Source organism: Variovorax boronicumulans (assembly GCF_019352895.1).
In the GTDB taxonomy this organism is placed as follows: domain Bacteria; phylum Pseudomonadota; class Gammaproteobacteria; order Burkholderiales; family Burkholderiaceae_C; genus Variovorax; species Variovorax boronicumulans_A.
In genome coordinates this window covers 19,766-34,605 of sequence record NZ_JAAAFX010000007.1, presented here as the reverse complement: position 1 = coordinate 34,605, position 14,840 = coordinate 19,766, and the positions used below count along the sequence as shown (strand labels likewise).

The following is a 14,840-nucleotide window of genomic DNA, read 5'->3' as shown; positions in this document are numbered from 1 at the left end:
CTGATCCCCGGGGGTGCCGCGCCGACGCTGATCACCGAAGAGATGGTCAAGAGCATGAAGCCGGGCTCGGTGATCGTGGACATCGCCGCGGGCATAGCACGCCCCCCCCCCCCCCGACGGCATCGCGTTTATGTTAAGAGCTAGGGCATAGGCCGTTAGACCCTTGGGCTCACAGGCTTGAAAGCGATAACCTCGATCTCGATTTTCGAATCCACTACCAGGCGGGCCTCGGTAGCCGAGCGGGCGGGATTCGCATTGCAGAAATATGTCGCGTAAACCCGGTTGAATCCGCGGAAATCGCGCGCATCCGCCAGCCAGACCGTGCACTTGCAGACATCTTCCAGGGTCGCGTTTGCCAGCGCCAGTACGGCCTTAAGATTCTCCATCGTCTGCCGCGTCTGCACCTCGATCCCGCCGGCCACGATCTCGCCTTGTGCATTCGAGGCGACCTGCCCCGAGACGTAGATGTAGTCACCGGCCCGCACGGCGGGCGAATAGGGCCGGGTCATTCGTTCCGAGGCACTGGTGGAGGCGCCGATGTATTCGAGAGGCATGGATGATTCCTTTGCAAGAGTAGAGGCTGAGAGGCAGAAAGGAGCAGAAGGCTCCCGAAACCAGGGGTGGACGGCGTCGGTCCGTCAGAAGTGGATCGTCACGGCATCGGACACGCGGTAGTCGTCTTCAACGACCGGCATCCATTGCCATTTGTCGAAGGTCGTGCAAGGGTGAGAGATACCCAGCCCCACGCGCTCGCCCACCGTCGGCGCATCGCCTTCGTGGTGCGCGTCCCAGCGCAGGTAGCCGTGCTGGTCGTTGAGCGCGGTGATCCGCCAGCTCGGCGGCACCTTCCTGGGCATGCGCACATCGCGCGCGGCCCGCGCCAGTGGGACCGGCATCTCGATGTCGAAGGAGATGTCGCGTCGGCCCACGGCGAGGATGGCGAGCCCCGGTTCGGGACGCGACTGCACGTGCGTCCAGACCTCCAGCGCCGGCTGGAGCCCTTCGCCAAGCTCGGTGCGACCGCGCATCGCGACACCCATCCGCTGGCAATGCCCATGGTCGTGCGTGATGTAGCAGCCGGAACGAAGCAGCCCGCGCACGGGTCGGCCCAGCGAGGGCTTCAGGCGCCCGGCGACGAGATCGAAGATCGACGAGCCGCCGGCGGAGACCAGGACCTCCTCGGCCTCGAACAGGCCTTCCGCATCGCAGCAGCGGGCGATCGCTTCCACGCGCGCCATGAGCGCATCGGCATACGACGCATCGCGTTCCGTGCGGCCCGACACGCCCAGGCCCTCGTAGCACTCGATGCCGACCAGGCGAACGGCGGCGCTCGCGTGAAGTGCGCGCGCGAGAAGCATCGCTTCGTCATGCGTCCGGCAACCGGTGCGCGCGTTGAGCATGCCGATCTCCAGCATGACCTCGAAGGGCACGCGGACCTGGTGGGTCGAGAACCAGCCTTCGACGAGTGCCAGCTGGGCGTTCGAATCGACGAGGAAGACGACGCGCAGGTCGGCGTGCGCCTTCAACATCGCCTGGATGCCCGCCAGGTCCTCGTCGGCCAGCACCTGATTGGCCAGCAGAACCCGGCGCACGCCGGCCGCGACGGCGATGCACAGTTGTGTCACGTTCGCCACCGTGAGGCCCCACGCGCCGGCTTCGAGCTGGCGGGCGAACAGTTGCGGAGACATCGTGGTCTTGCCATGGGGCGCGAGATCGATGCCGCGCGAACGGACGAACTGCTGCATCCATCGCAGGTTGTGTTCGAGCGCCGTGCGCTTCAACACGGCCAGCGGCAGGGGCAGCCGGCCATCGAGCAGGTTCCAGCCCAGCCCGCCGATCTCGGCGCTCGACAGCGGCGCCTGGTCGTGCGGGAAGCCTTTCACGCCCGTGCGCAGCATGTTGGCGCTGTCCAGAAGGCTGCCTCGTCCGGCCTCCACAATCTTTGAGGTGGCGTCCACGTCATGGCTCCTGAGCACTAGTCCCTGAAGCCGGGGTCGATGCGGTCCAGCATGCGCAGCAGCGCAGGCCAGTCTTTGGTGGGACCGACCCGGTCCGTCTTGTCGAAGTGAGCCGCCACCTTTTCGGCGGTGGCAGCGTCGCACTCGATGACCTTCGCGCCGAGGGCCGCGACCTGCATCTGGCACGCGGCGTCCAGCGCGTACATCAGCTCGAACGCCTCCCGCACCTGGCTGCCCACGGTCAACAAGCCGTGGTTGCGCAGGATCGCGACCTTGTAGTGGCCCAGGTCGTGGCCGAGCCCGGCCTCGGCCTCGGCGTTCGTCGCGACACCGCCGAAGTCGTGGTATGCGATGCGCCGATGGAAACGCATCGCGTGCTGGGTGAGGTTGAGCAGGCCGCGCTCCTGCGCCGACACGGCGCCACCGGCCAGCGTGTGAACGTGCATGACGCACTGCACATCCGGGCGGATCCTGAAGATGCCGCCATGCACTACAAAGCCGGAGGGATTCACGCCCATGCCGGTCGGGTCGTCGACGATGTTCCGGTCGAGATCGACCACCACCAGATTCGACGCCGTCACCTCGTCGAACATCAGGCCATAGGCGTTGATCAGGTAGTGCTCGGGCTTGCCGGGAATCCTCGCGGACAGGTGCGCATAGATCTGGTCCGTCATCTTGTAGCGCGCGCAAAGACGGAACGCTGCCGCCAGGTTCACGCGCTGCGCCCACTCTTCGGCGCAAACACGTTGTCTGACTTCGGGGTAGCGAAGGATGTTGTCGGTGGCGGGGTTCATTTCGGGCTCCAGTGGGTGGACGGGAAAGCAGCGAAGCGGTGGGAACAGACGCTGCGCCAACCCGCACGGCAGGCCGCAAAAGGCTTTTACCGAGCAAGTTGTATTTATATACAATACTTGGTATTTATTTTATTCGGTTCGTGCCGGCTGTCAAGCACGGCAGCGCCATGCGTGGCGCCGAAGACTGTGAATGCGGGCCAGCGGCAACGGGTCGGTTGAATCGGATGTCGCGGCAGACCTGCCGCCACGTGAGGCGGCCAGCGAGGTCGCGCACGGCATGGCGCGAACGGCTGCGCGGTCTGGCTCTTCCTCGATGACTGCGCAGGCATCGACGCGCGCGGACGCGCTTGCAGGTGGGAAAAGCGATCGACCTGGCGGATGCGGAACCCATCGGCCCTGCGCCGCAGGCGCTCCAAGGGTATTCCATGGTCACCATGCAACGACCCAAAACTATACTATTTAGTATTTTATAAGAATACTTTGTATCTTCTAAAGAAGATGCTCTGCCACCGGCGCAGGCACGGGATTCATTTCTTCGCCTGCGCCGCCAGCGCTCCAGACGCGATGGGCGCGCCCTTCTCATCAACGCTCGCCAACAAAGGAGATTCCCCTTGGCCAAAGACAAGAACGTGCCCGTGCCCGATTCGCTCGGCAGGCTTCCCATGACGCGCAGAACCCTCATCGCCACGCCGGCGGCGATGCTGTTTGCCCACGCCGTGCAGGCCCAGGAGAAACCGGGCGCCGCCAAGGCTCCCAAGGGCCAGATCGTTGCGGGTCTCACGCAGGAACCCACCGTCTTCAACCCGCTGATGCCGCGCATCGAGACCGATCAGGGCGTGCAGTTCTCCCTGTTCAACCCACTCTGGCGTGTCGAGCCGGACGGCTCCTTCGTCCCGGAGCTCGCGGTCGAAGTGCCCACGCTCGAGAACGGCGGCATCTCTCCGGATGGACTCGTCTGGAAGATCAAGTTGCGCAAGGGCGTGAAGTGGCACGACGGGGTCGAATTCACGGCGGAGGATGTCAAGTACACCCTGGAACTGGTGAACAACCCGTCGTTCAAGGCGTACACCCGCCAGGGCCACGCTCTCGTGCGCGACATCACGGTGCATGGTCCCCATGAACTGTCCTGGAAGATGACGAAGCTGTACGCGCCCTACATCTCGCTTCTGACATCGACCTTCATCGTCCCCAGGCATGCGCTGGAAAAGGCCGCGGACCCGAACACCGCGCCCTTCAATTCGGCACCGATCGGGACCGGTCCCTTCAAATGGGGCAAGCGTGTCGCGGGCGAGAGCATCACCCTCCTGGCCAATACCGACTACTTCGGCGACGGCCCCTACGTCGAACGCATCATCTTCAGGTACATCCCCGACCTCAACGTGGCGTACACGCAGTTCAAGACCGGCCAGGTCGACTACCTTGGCTACCAGGGCATCGCCTCCCAGTACTACAAGGAGGCACAGACGCTCGCCGATCGAAAGGTCTACGTGGCGCAGACGGCCCAGATCGAAGGGCTGATCCTCAACTTCGGGCGCCCCATCTTCCAGGACAAGGCCGTGCGGCGCGCGATGTACTTCGGCCTGAACAAGAAGGCGCTGGTCGACCTTGTGTACTACGGCATCCCCGTCGAATCCGAGTCCTTCCTCTCGCGCTCGTCCTGGGCCTACAACCCCTCCCTGCCCAAGCATGTCTACGACCTGGCGGCCGGCAACAAGGCGCTCGACGAGGCGGGCTGGGTCAAGGGCGCGGACGGCGTGCGCAGCAAGGGCGGCCTGCGCCTCGAGTTCACGGTCTCGACCGTCTCGGGCAACTCGCAGCGCGAACAGATCCTCCAGCTGGTCCAGCAGGACTGGCGAAAGATGGGCATTGCGGTGCAGATCAAGGCCATGCCGGCGGCGGTCATCTTCGGCGAGTACTACACCCAGTCCCAGTTCGACTGCATGCTCGGCGCGAGCACCTACGGGACCGGCGCCGATCCCGACCCGACCCAACGCTTCAGCTCGTCGGCGATCCCCGTTCAGGGCGGTTCCGGGACCAACTTCTACCAGTACAAGAATCCCGAGGTCGATCGCCTGCTGCAGGTCGGCCAGACGACCTTCAAGCAGACCGAGCGCAAGGAAGCCTACCAGCGCATCCAGAGCGTGATCCGGGAGGAGCTCGTGATCCTGCCGATCTGCCAGCCGGCGCAGGTGGAAGGCACCAAGGCCAAGCTCGTCGGCTTCCGCGCGAACCCCAATGTCTCGTCGAATTGCTGGAACATGGGCAGCTGGCGTTGGGCCGGCTGAGAGCGGCGCCGGGCCGGCTCCGGCACCGGCGGCGGTGCCGTGCCCGGGGGCTCGCCGGCGGGCACCGCGCCCGGTTGCCCGACGTCCTCGGGCGGCGCGGCCTCAGAAACGCCACTCGTTGTCGTGCAGCAGTTCGCGCCCCAGTTGCGCCACGCTCGTGCAGGCCAGCATGCCCATGGTCGACGTCATCTCCTTGCGAAGGATGTCCAGGCTCTGCTCGACGCCGGCCTGGCCGTTCGCCGCCAGTCCATAGGCGTAGCCGCGACCGATCAGGCAGGCCTTGGCGCCCATGGCGAGCGCCTTGACGACGTCATGGCCACGCCGGATGCCCCCGTCCATCATCACGACCGCCCGGTCATTGACCGCATCGACGACCGGCCCCAGGGCCATGATCGTGGAGATCGCGCCATCGAGCTGGCGGCCGCCATGGTTCGAGACCACGATGCCGTCCGCGCCCAGGTCGACGGCCCTGGCGGCGTCCCGCGGCGACATGATCCCCTTGATCACCAACGGGCCGTCCCACATCGCGCGGATCTGCTTGACCTTGTCCCAGTCCAGCCCCTTGTCCATCAGGCCGCCGCCCGCCTTGGACATGATCCGCTTGAAGTTGCCCTTGCCTCCGGGCATGCTGCCGAAGTTCAGCCTCGGGCCCAGGAGGACGCTGCGCATCCAGTGAAGGCGCGTGAGCATGTCCAGGATGTTCCGCGGCCGCACCTTGCCGGTGAAGGTGTAGCCGTGGCGCAGGTCCCGCTCCTTCTGTGCCGGAATGGCGCAATCGACCGTGATCACCAGCGCCCTGCATTTGGCGGCCTTGGCGCGGCGGATCAACTCCACGTGATGGCCCGGCTCTGTCAGCACATAGAGTTGGAACCAGATCGGATTCTTGCGCGCGGCCGTCACATCCTCGACCGACGCGACCGCGGTCGTCGACAGGCAGGAGGTGATGCCGCAAGCCTCCGCGGCCTTGGCCGAGGCGATGTCGCCGAGGCGCGACAGAACCCCCAGCGAACCGACCGGGCCGAGGATCAGCGGCATCGACAGGCGCTCACCGAAGATCGTGGTGCCGAGGTCGATGCTGCCGACGTCGTTGAGCACCGGGGGCACGAATCGCAAGCGAGCGAAATCGGCCGTGTTGGCGGCGAGGGTGATCTCGTCGAAGGCGCCGCCGTCGAGGTAGTCGTAGAGCAGGCGCGGCAGGCGTTTCCTGGCCAGCGTCTGCATGTCGCGGATGTTGATGGGGTTCACAATTTCCTTCGTCTTGAAAGCGAGAATCGAGGGGGCCGTTCGGCAGGCGCGCTGCTAGAAATGCATCGTGACGGCGTCACTGACCCGGTAGTCGTCCTCGACCACCGGCATCCAGTGCCACTTGTTGAAGGTCACGCCGGGTTGCGAGACACCGACACCCACGCGCTCGCCCACCACCGGCGCGACGTCTTCGTGCGCGGCGTCCCAGCGCAGGTAGCCGTGCTGGTCGTTGAGCGCGCTGATCTTCCAGCTGGACGGCACCGGCCGCGGCACCGTCGCGCCGCGCGGCGCCCGCGCGAACGGGATCGGCATGTCGATGTGGAAGGACACGTCGCGCCGGCCGAGGGCCAGGATGGCCAGGCCGGGCTCGGGGCGCGACAGCACCTGGGTCCAGATCTCCAGCGCCGGACGCAGCGCATCGCGAAGGCCGGTGCGCGCCTGCATGGCCGCCACCATCCGCCGGTTGTGGCCGTGGTCGGAGACGACGTAGCCGCCGGCACGCAGCAGGCCGCGCACCGGGCGCCCGAGCCTGGGCCTCAGGCGTGCCACGACCAGGTCGAAGATCGACGAGCCACCGGCCGAGACCAGGACCTCGTCCGCATCGAAGAGACCTTCGGCGTCGCAGCAGCGTGCGATGGCGTCGACACGGTCCATCAGCGCCGTCGTGTAGGCGGCGTCGAGTTCGGTGACGCCCTTGGCGCCGAGCCCTTCGTAGCACTCGATGCCGACGAGATCGACCGCTTCGCTGGCGTGCAGGGCGCGGGCCAGCCGCATGGCGTCCTCCCTTGTGCGGCAACCGCCGCGGCCGCCGGGCAGGCCGATCTCCAGCATCGCTTCGAAAGGCAGGCTGCCCGGATGCGCGGCGAACCAGGCTTCGATCAACGCGAGCTGCGCCATCGAATCGACGAGAAAGACGACGCGCAGGTCGGGGTGCGCCCTGCGCAGGGCCTGGATGGCGGCCAGGTCGCCGTCGCTGAATACCTGGTTGGCGATCAGCGTACGGCGCGCGCCGGCGGCCACGCCGACCACGAGCTGCGTCACGTAGGTGAAGGTCAGGCCCCAGGCGCCCGCATCGAGCTGGCGAACGAAGATTTCCGGCGCCATCGTCGCCTTGCAGTGCGGCGCCAGATCGACGCCACGCTCGCGCACGAAGCGCTGCATCCAATCGATGTTGTGCTCGAGTGCCGTGCGCTTGAGCACGGCGAGCGGCAGCGGCAGCCGACCGTCGAGCACATGCCATCCGAGCCCGCCCACTTCGGCGCTCGACACCGACGCCAGATCGGGCGGAAAGCCCTTCAGTCCGGGGGCCAGCGTCGTGGCCTTGCGCTCGCTCATACCGTTGTTTCCGTCATCCAAGTTTCGTCTCCGTTCGGCAGTTGAAGAGCCGGGTCACGGCCCGGATCTGCTCATGCTTAAGTATATTGCAATGCGATATCTTGTATTATTTTAAACATCTGGATCGGCAGGTCAAGGTCCGGCGCGAAATGCACGCAAGTCGGCGCCATCCACGCAGGTGCGCGGAGATCGCTGACCCTCGCCAACTGTGGGCAGGCTTGACTCGGCGCCACGAATGTATGATGATTCAATCATTGATATTTTTATGCAATACATTATCCACATGAAGCCGATCGCGCCGAGACGCGGCGCCAAGCGCCCGCCGATCGGCCGGTCAGGCGATCGCGCATGAAGGCCCGTGCGCGCGCCCGGGCCCCCAGCAGCCGGCCCGACGCGGCACCGTGGCACATGCGGACGGGCCTCGGATCTACCCTGAAAAAAAGAACCCACATGGTGTGCAGTCCCCTCTCCGCCCTCTCCACCCCAGACGCGGCTGGCTGTCGAAGCGCGCGCTCTTCCCGGTCCCACCTCGAACCCGACCGACGCGATCCGGCCGGAGCAACGCGCCCTGGCGCGCCGGCGGGCGCCCCGCCGCGCAGCCTTGTCGGCGCCACGAACCGGCAGCGCACCCCGGTCGCGTGCCAGGAAGCGGCAACCATCCGCGAGCGCTCATGAAACACGAAGTGCTCGTCCTGGGCGCCGGCATCGTCGGCACCTGCACCGCCCTCCACCTTGTGCTGCGCGGCCATTCGGTGACGCTCGTCGACCGCAGGGAGCCGGGCGCCGAGACCTCCTACGGCAACGCCGGCCTGATCCAGCGCGAAGCCATCGAGCCGGTTGCCTTCCCGCGCGACTTCCCGACCCTTTCCCGTGCGGCGCTCAAGCGCGGCGCCAAGATCAGCTACCACCTGGACGCGCTGCCCGGCACCGCGCCGGAGCTGGCGCGCTATTGGAAGAACTCGCGCCCGACGGCGTACGCGCGCATCGCGCAGGTTCATGCGCGCCTGATCGCGCACTGCCTGTCCGAACACGAAGCGCTGATCGACCGGGCCGGCGCGCGGGAGCTGGTCGCCCGGAATGGCTTTCGGTTCGTGTACCGGCAGCAGGCCACGATGGAACGCGCCATCGCGCGCGCGCAGCGGCTGGCGCGCGAAGGCGGCGTCCGCCATGCGGTCGAGGATCCCGAGGCGCTGGCCGCGGCCGAACCGGCGTTGAAGCTGCGACTGGCCGGTGCCGTGCACTGGCTCGACCCCTGGTCCGTGAACAACCCGGGGGAACTGGTCAAGCGCTACGCGGCGCTGTTCGCCCAACTCGGGGGACGCTTCGTGAAAGGCGATGCGGCCTCGCTGCGACAGACCGAGACGGGATGGCGCGTGCGCACCGTGGACGGCGAGATCGACGGCGAGCACGCCGTGCTGGCGCTGGGGCCATGGTCCAAGGAGGTCGTGCGCGCCCAGGGCTATCGGCTCCCGCTCTTCGCCATCCGCGGCTACCACCGCCACTACCGCGGCGGCGAGGCACCGCGCACACCGATGCTGGATGCGGACGGAGGCTTCATGCTGTCGCCGATGCAGCAGGGCGTGCGGATCACCACCGGCGCCGAGTTCGCGCGCATGAACGCGCGCTCGACGCCCGTGCAGTTGGGGCGCGCCGAACGCCTGGCGCGCGAACTGCTCGACCTGCCCGAAGCGGTCGAGCAGGATCCCTGGCGCGGTGCCCGACCCTGCAGCGCCGACATGCTGCCGCTGGTCGGTCCGGCGCCGCGACACCGGGGCCTGTGGTTCAACTTCGGCCATGCGCACCAGGGCTTCACGCTGGGGCCCGTGTCCGGGCGACTGCTGGCCGAAATGATCGATGGCTCGGAGCCGGTGGTGGATCCCTGGCCCTATGCACCCGCGCGCTTCGGCTGAGCTCCGGCGATGCAGCGTTCAACCCCCGCCGCGTTCACGACCCCGTGCTCTGCACGCCTGGGCCCTGTCCGGCATGGCGCATGCCGAAACGCCGGGCGCCCAAGCGACCGCGGCACCGGCGATGGAGAGGCACCGTGAGCAAACCCGATTCGACCCTCTTTGAAACGTCGACGCTCCATGACGCGGCGCGGCGCCTCGGGCTGGAGGTGGGACTCGATGCCGTCATGCCACTGGCCCCGGGCATGCGCCTGCAGGGCCTCGCCTACACCGTCAGGTTCGGCCCGGTGGATGCCACCCCGTCGGCGCCCCTGAACTTCTACGACGTGATCGCGCATGCCCCGAAGGGCAGTGTGCTCGTCGTGCAGGTCGGGATGGCACGCTGGGTGTGCGGTGCCAACATGTCCCGCTTCGCACAGCTGTCGGGCATGGCCGGCATGGTGCTGGATGGCTGCGTGCGCGATGTCGCCGCGATCCGGACCCGAGGCTATCCCATGTTCGCCCGGGGCGTCGCCGTGCGAAGCTATGCGGACGCGCTGGCGATGCAGGCGGTCCATGGGGGGATCGACTGCGGCGGCATCCACATCGAATCGGGCGATGTGATCGTGGGCGACGACGACGGCGTGGTCGCGCTGCCGGCTTCGAGGCTCGAGGACATCCTCTACGAGGCCGACCAGATCGCCATGCTCGACAGAAAGCTGGCCGCCGACATCGAAGGGCGGCGCCCGCTGCCGGAGCTGCATGCCACGCGCCTGCAATGGAGCGTGCGCCGGACGGCAGCGAAGCCCTGACGGCCGCGCCGTCCGGCGCCTTTCTTCCGCCGTGATTTTTGCTTTCCCACTTGTCTTGTTGAAATGGAGTTGTGTATGAATCGAACCGGATGCAGGGCCTTGCTCCTGGCATGGACATGCGCCCTGGCCCTGCCTGTTTCTCATGCGGCGGACACCTATCCGAGCCGGCCGATCAAGGTGCTGGTGGGCTACCCGCCGGGCGGTGGCACCGACATTGCGGCGCGCTTCATGGCACAGCGCATGCAGGACCAGCTCAAAGGCACCGTCTACGTGGAGAACAAGCCGGGCGCGGGCGGTGGCCTGGCGACAGCGACGGCCATCAAGGCCCCGCCCGACGGCTACACCTTCGTCGTCGGCGGTGTCGGGACCCACATCTCCAACCGCACGCTGTTCCCCGAGCTGGGCATCGACCCCATGTCGGACCTGTTGCCGGTGGCCAATTTCTCCAGCACACCCCACGCGCTGGTCGTGGCCGCCAACTCGCCCTACCGGACGACCGCGGACATCGTCAAGGCGGGCAGATCCGACAAGGGCCTGATGTACGGGTCGGGCGGCGCCGGCTCCACCACGCATCTGGCCGTGGTGCTGTTCGGCGAGATGGCGGGCATGAAGCTCACCCATGTTCCGTACAAGGGCAGTGCGCCGGCGAACGCCGACCTGGTGGGCGGCCAGCTCGCTTTCATGATCGACATCCTTTCCTCGGTCAAGCCCTTGATCGACGGCGGCAAGCTGCGCCTCATCGCCGTGACGACGAAGGATCGCATGCCGCAATATCCCTCGGTGCCAGCGCTCGCGGAGACGCCGGGACTGGCGGGCTACGAGGCACTGACCTGGACCGGCCTGTTCGCGCCGAAGGGCACCGACCCGAAGATCGTGAAGGCAGTGTCCGACGCCTTGACCCAATCGTCCGATCTCGCCGCCGTGAAGGCACGTGTCGAAGCCGGCGGCGCGCTCTACCATCCGATCCCCAGCGACCGGTTCGCCGTCTTTCTCAAGCAGGAATACGCGCGCTGGAACCCCATCGCGGAACGTGAGCTGAAGAAGTAGCGGGCGTCGCCCGGCGCGCCGGCTGCGCAGCGGGCGCCCTAGGAGCGCCGCTCTCTTCGAATGCCCTGGCGGGCCGTCCAGGCGCCCGCCGTGAACAGCACGGCACCGGACCAGAACACCGCCAGCAGGCCCACCGCGGTCCCCAGGGCGCCGAGCAGCATCGGCAGCAAGGTCTGGCTCACGCTGGTGATCGTGGCCCGCGCCCCCACGGCCTCCCCGGCCCGGCCTTCCGGCGCCACCTGATAGAGCAATGCCATCGACACCGGCTGGCCGCAACCCAGGCCCATGCCGAGCACGAAGGCGGCGCAGACCAGGGTGGGCAGCGCGTGCAGCAGCGGAAAGACCAGGAAGACGAGCGCGACCAGCAGGAGCGCCCCGGCCATCGTGGCCCACTCGCCGATCCGCTGGGTCAGCCGTGCCACCCCCAGGCGAACGGCGAACATGCCGGCCGACAGGGCGGAAACGATCGCGCCCGTCGCGACGGGGCTCAGTCCCGCGCGAACCCCTTGCAGCGGCGCGAAGAAGGTGAACAGATCCCATGCCATGGTGAAGAGACCACCGGTCAGGAACACGGCGCGCAGCCGAGGATCGGCGAACAGTTCGACAACGGCGCCCGCGCGGGCCGCTGGCGCTCGCACGGTCCCGGATGGATGGTGGCGTGCCGCGGAACGCAGCAGCAGGCCGGCGCCGACAGCGGCGCCCAGCAGGACCAGGCAGGCGACACGGTAGCCGGCGAGCTCGATCGACGCCCCGGCCAACAGCGGGGTGCAAAACCCGGAAATGGAGAACGCGAGCGCCACCGCGGAGAACGCATCGGTTCTGAACCGGGCCGCGGTGAGCCGGCCGATGAACGTGTTCAAGGCGACGTGGGTGGCCATGAAGCCGGTGCCGGTCAGCACGCTCGCCGCGTAGAGCACGGCCAGCCCGGGGAACGCCGCCGCCGTCGCGGAACCGGCGAAGACCATCGCGATGCCGACCGACCCGACCCGCGCGTAGCCATGCCGATCGGTCAGCCGGCCCATGCCGACGGAGAACAGCATGGGGCCCACCATCAAGGCGGCCAGCAGCAGCCCGATCTGGAACGAGCTGGCATGCAGTGCAATGGCATGCAGCGTGAAGACGAACCTGTTGCCGGTGAATCCCACATGCGCCAGCAGCAGCACCCCGACCGGCAGCAGCGGCACCTCCCCCGCACCCCAGCGGCGCATGCGTCGTCCGGTCATGCGGTGCGCCGGATCGCCTAGCGGATCCCGGCCTCTTCAACGAGTCGCGCCTTCAGTTCGACGTACAGGCGTTGCCGCAGCTCGTCATGGGCAGGCAGCAGGGGCGCGAGCAGGCGTGGCGCATCGATACCGATCAGATCCCATACCGCCTTGAGGGGCCCGGGATTGGTCTCGGCGAAGCTCATGTCCAGCAGCGGGATCAGCTTCCGATGCATGGCCACCGCCTGCTCGATGCGGCCCGCCGCCGCGGCTTGGTGCAGGGCAAGCCAGGTCCTGGGCAGCACGCTGGCGGTCACGATGATGCCGCCCTTCGCGCCAGCGGCCATGTGCAGGGGGAAGAGGCAATCCTCGCCGCTCAACACGCTGAAGTCTTCCGCGACACCGGCGACCACCTTCAGGAAATGGTACAGGTCGGTGTTGCACGCCTTCATGCCGATGATGTTCGGGTGTCGCGACAGCTCGTGCAGCACCTCCGGCTGGACGGCGATGCGCGTGCGATAGGGGATCTCGTAAAGCACGACCGGCAGCGGGGACTCGTCGGCGTAGCGGATGAAATAGTCGCGGATGCCCTGCTGCGTCGGATTGGTGTAGTACGGGGTCACCACCATCAGGGCGCTGGCGCCGGCCGCGGCCAGGTCCTTCCCGCTGGCCAAGGCGTCGTGGAAGCCCGTGTCGAGCACGCCGGCCACCGTCGGTATCGCGCCGTCGGCGGCCGCCACGCAGGCCTCCACCATGCGCACGCGCTGCGCGCGCGACAGCGAGCCGTATTCGCCGGTACCGCCGAGGGGCACCACCCCATCGACGCCCGCCTTCAGCAGGTAGTCGATATGGGCGCGCACGGCCGCCACATCGACCGTGTCGTCCGCGGTCACCGGCGTGGGGATCGCGGGAAGGATGCCGCGCAGATCCGCGGCCGTGAGTGCTTGAGTCATTGTCAGTCGTTCTTTCAGTGAGGCAGCGCCACCGGAGGCGTGGCGCTGCGGAGAATCCATTCGATGCGTCGCGCGTCCTCAGGCGGCCGCGGCGGCCGGCGCCGGCGCGGCGGGAAGCAGGCGCCCGGGGTTGAAGATGTCCCGGGGGTCCAGCAGCGCCTTGATGCCGCGCATGAGCTCCAGCTCGACGCCGGACTTGAACCGTCCCATGTCTTGCGTCAGCGCCTGGCCGATGCCGTGTTCGGCGCTGAAGGTGCCGCCCAGTTCGCAGGCGACCTCGTTGACGGCATGCTTGATTCTTTTCGCCATGGCGTGCGGATCCGGCCAGGACGTCCATTGCGCGAAGCTGGCTTGCGGAATGAAGTGCACGTTCCCGTCGCCGAGATGGGCCACCACGATGATGGGCGCATCGGGCAGCACCTTGTGCGCGGCCAGCGTGGCCCGCTCGATGAAGGCCGGCACCGCGGAGACCGGCACGGCGGGATCGGTCGCGATGCCCATCCCGGCTTTCTTGTTGCCTTCCGTGACGCTGTGCCGCACCGCCCACCAGGCCTCGCGCTGCACCCGATTCGTGGCGAGCGCCGCATCCAGGATCAGGCCCGCCTCGAGGCCCCGTGCGAGGACCGCCTGCATGCCATCGTCGAGCGCCTCCTCACCGCGGGTGTCGGCGAGCTCGACCAGGACGTGCCACGGATGATCGGCTGCGATCGGTGCGCGGCGGTTGGCGACATGCGCCAGCACGATGTCCAGTTGCAGCCGATTCATCATCTCGTAGCTGCTCAGCACGCCGCCCACCTGTTGCTGGAACAGGCCGAGGACGTCCAGCGCGGCCTGCGGCGACGGCAGCGCCATCCACGCGGTCGCGTACGAATTCGGCAGCGGGTGCAGCTTGAGCGTGGCACCGGTGATCACGCCCAGCGTGCCCTCCGAGCCCACGAAAAGGTGCTTGAGATCCAGGCCCGTGTTGTTCTTGCGCAGGCCGTGCAACCCGTTCCAGACCTGGCCGTCCGGCAGCACCACCTCGAGTCCCAGGATGTTTTCGCGCGTGTTGCCGTAGCGAAGAACGCCGGTGCCGCCCGCGTTGGTGGCGATATTGCCGCCGATCTGGCAGGAACCCTCGGCACCGAGGCTCACGGGATAGAGTCGATCGTGCGCCTGGGCCGCGGACTGCACCGCGGCGAGCACGCAGCCGGCGTCCACCGTGATCGAGTTGTTGGCGATATCGATGCCGCGGATGCTGCGCATGCGCTGCAGGCTGATCACCACCCAGCCCACCGCCCCCTGCCCCGGCACCGCCCCTTCGCACAGGCTGGTGTTGCCCCC

Annotated in this window: 12 protein-coding genes and 1 pseudogene; 5 read left to right on the top strand and 8 right to left on the bottom strand. The window is 67.6% G+C overall.

The annotated features are described in order from the left end of the window. Positions 1–93 (top strand): annotated as a pseudogene (locus K0H49_RS15105) (hypothetical protein); the annotation flags it as partial. Between the two features lie 62 nt (positions 94–155). Here K0H49_RS15105 and K0H49_RS15100 read toward each other — a convergent pair. From K0H49_RS15100 to K0H49_RS15090, 3 genes are all read right to left on the bottom strand, one after another. Next, on the bottom strand, positions 156–554 hold the full coding sequence (locus K0H49_RS15100) for a RidA family protein (RefSeq protein WP_219214012.1): 399 nt from the start codon (positions 552–554) through the stop codon (positions 156–158). An 84-nt stretch (positions 555–638) separates the two neighbouring features. Next, entirely contained in the window at positions 639–1,898 is a 1,260-nt protein-coding gene (locus K0H49_RS15095) for an amino acid deaminase (RefSeq protein WP_219215445.1), read from the bottom strand. A gap of 77 nt (positions 1,899–1,975) precedes the next feature. Then, positions 1,976–2,752 (bottom strand): class II aldolase/adducin family protein, encoded by a 777-nt coding sequence (locus tag K0H49_RS15090; RefSeq protein ID WP_219214010.1) that lies wholly within the window; start codon positions 2,750–2,752, stop codon positions 1,976–1,978. Positions 2,753–3,363: 611 nt separating this feature from the next. Here K0H49_RS15090 and K0H49_RS15085 point away from each other — a divergent pair. Next, complete coding sequence (locus tag K0H49_RS15085; RefSeq protein WP_219214009.1) at positions 3,364–5,037, top strand: peptide ABC transporter substrate-binding protein; 1,674 nt, start codon at positions 3,364–3,366, stop codon at positions 5,035–5,037. 102 nt (positions 5,038–5,139) lie between these two features. Here the strand turns inward: K0H49_RS15085 and K0H49_RS15080 are convergent, their stop codons facing one another. Both K0H49_RS15080 and K0H49_RS15075 read right to left on the bottom strand, forming a co-directional pair. After that, positions 5,140–6,258, bottom strand: a complete 1,119-nt coding sequence (locus K0H49_RS15080) for an alpha-hydroxy acid oxidase (protein ID WP_219214007.1) — start codon at positions 6,256–6,258, stop codon at positions 5,140–5,142. Positions 6,259–6,336: 78 nt separating this feature from the next. After that, positions 6,337–7,617, bottom strand: a complete 1,281-nt coding sequence (locus K0H49_RS15075; protein ID WP_219214005.1) for an alanine racemase — start codon at positions 7,615–7,617, stop codon at positions 6,337–6,339. Between the two features lie 671 nt (positions 7,618–8,288). Here K0H49_RS15075 and K0H49_RS15070 point away from each other — a divergent pair. The 3 genes from K0H49_RS15070 to K0H49_RS15060 all read left to right on the top strand — a co-directional run bounded on the left by K0H49_RS15070 (position 8,289) and on the right by K0H49_RS15060 (position 11,362). After that, positions 8,289–9,527 carry an NAD(P)/FAD-dependent oxidoreductase gene (locus K0H49_RS15070; RefSeq protein WP_219214004.1) on the top strand — a complete coding sequence of 413 codons (1,239 nt, stop codon included), beginning with the start codon at positions 8,289–8,291 and terminating at the stop codon, positions 9,525–9,527. 134 nt (positions 9,528–9,661) lie between these two features. Next, on the top strand, positions 9,662–10,315 hold the full coding sequence (locus K0H49_RS15065) for an RraA family protein (RefSeq protein WP_219214002.1): 654 nt from the start codon (positions 9,662–9,664) through the stop codon (positions 10,313–10,315). Between the two features lie 177 nt (positions 10,316–10,492). Continuing rightward, a complete protein-coding gene (locus tag K0H49_RS15060; protein ID WP_219213999.1) occupies positions 10,493–11,362 on the top strand; it encodes a Bug family tripartite tricarboxylate transporter substrate binding protein in 870 nt (289 codons plus the stop codon). Positions 11,363–11,400: 38 nt separating this feature from the next. On the opposite strand, the gene K0H49_RS15055 is transcribed toward K0H49_RS15060, so the two are convergent. The 3 genes from K0H49_RS15055 to K0H49_RS15045 all read right to left on the bottom strand — a co-directional run. After that, a complete protein-coding gene (locus K0H49_RS15055) occupies positions 11,401–12,585 on the bottom strand; it encodes an MFS transporter (protein WP_219213997.1) in 1,185 nt (394 codons plus the stop codon). Between the two features lie 17 nt (positions 12,586–12,602). Next, complete coding sequence (gene dapA / locus K0H49_RS15050; protein ID WP_219213995.1) at positions 12,603–13,517, bottom strand: 4-hydroxy-tetrahydrodipicolinate synthase; 915 nt, start codon at positions 13,515–13,517, stop codon at positions 12,603–12,605. A gap of 78 nt (positions 13,518–13,595) precedes the next feature. Further along, positions 13,596–14,840 (bottom strand): FAD-binding oxidoreductase (locus tag K0H49_RS15045; protein ID WP_257624893.1); only part of this gene is annotated, 1,245 nt, incomplete at its 5' end.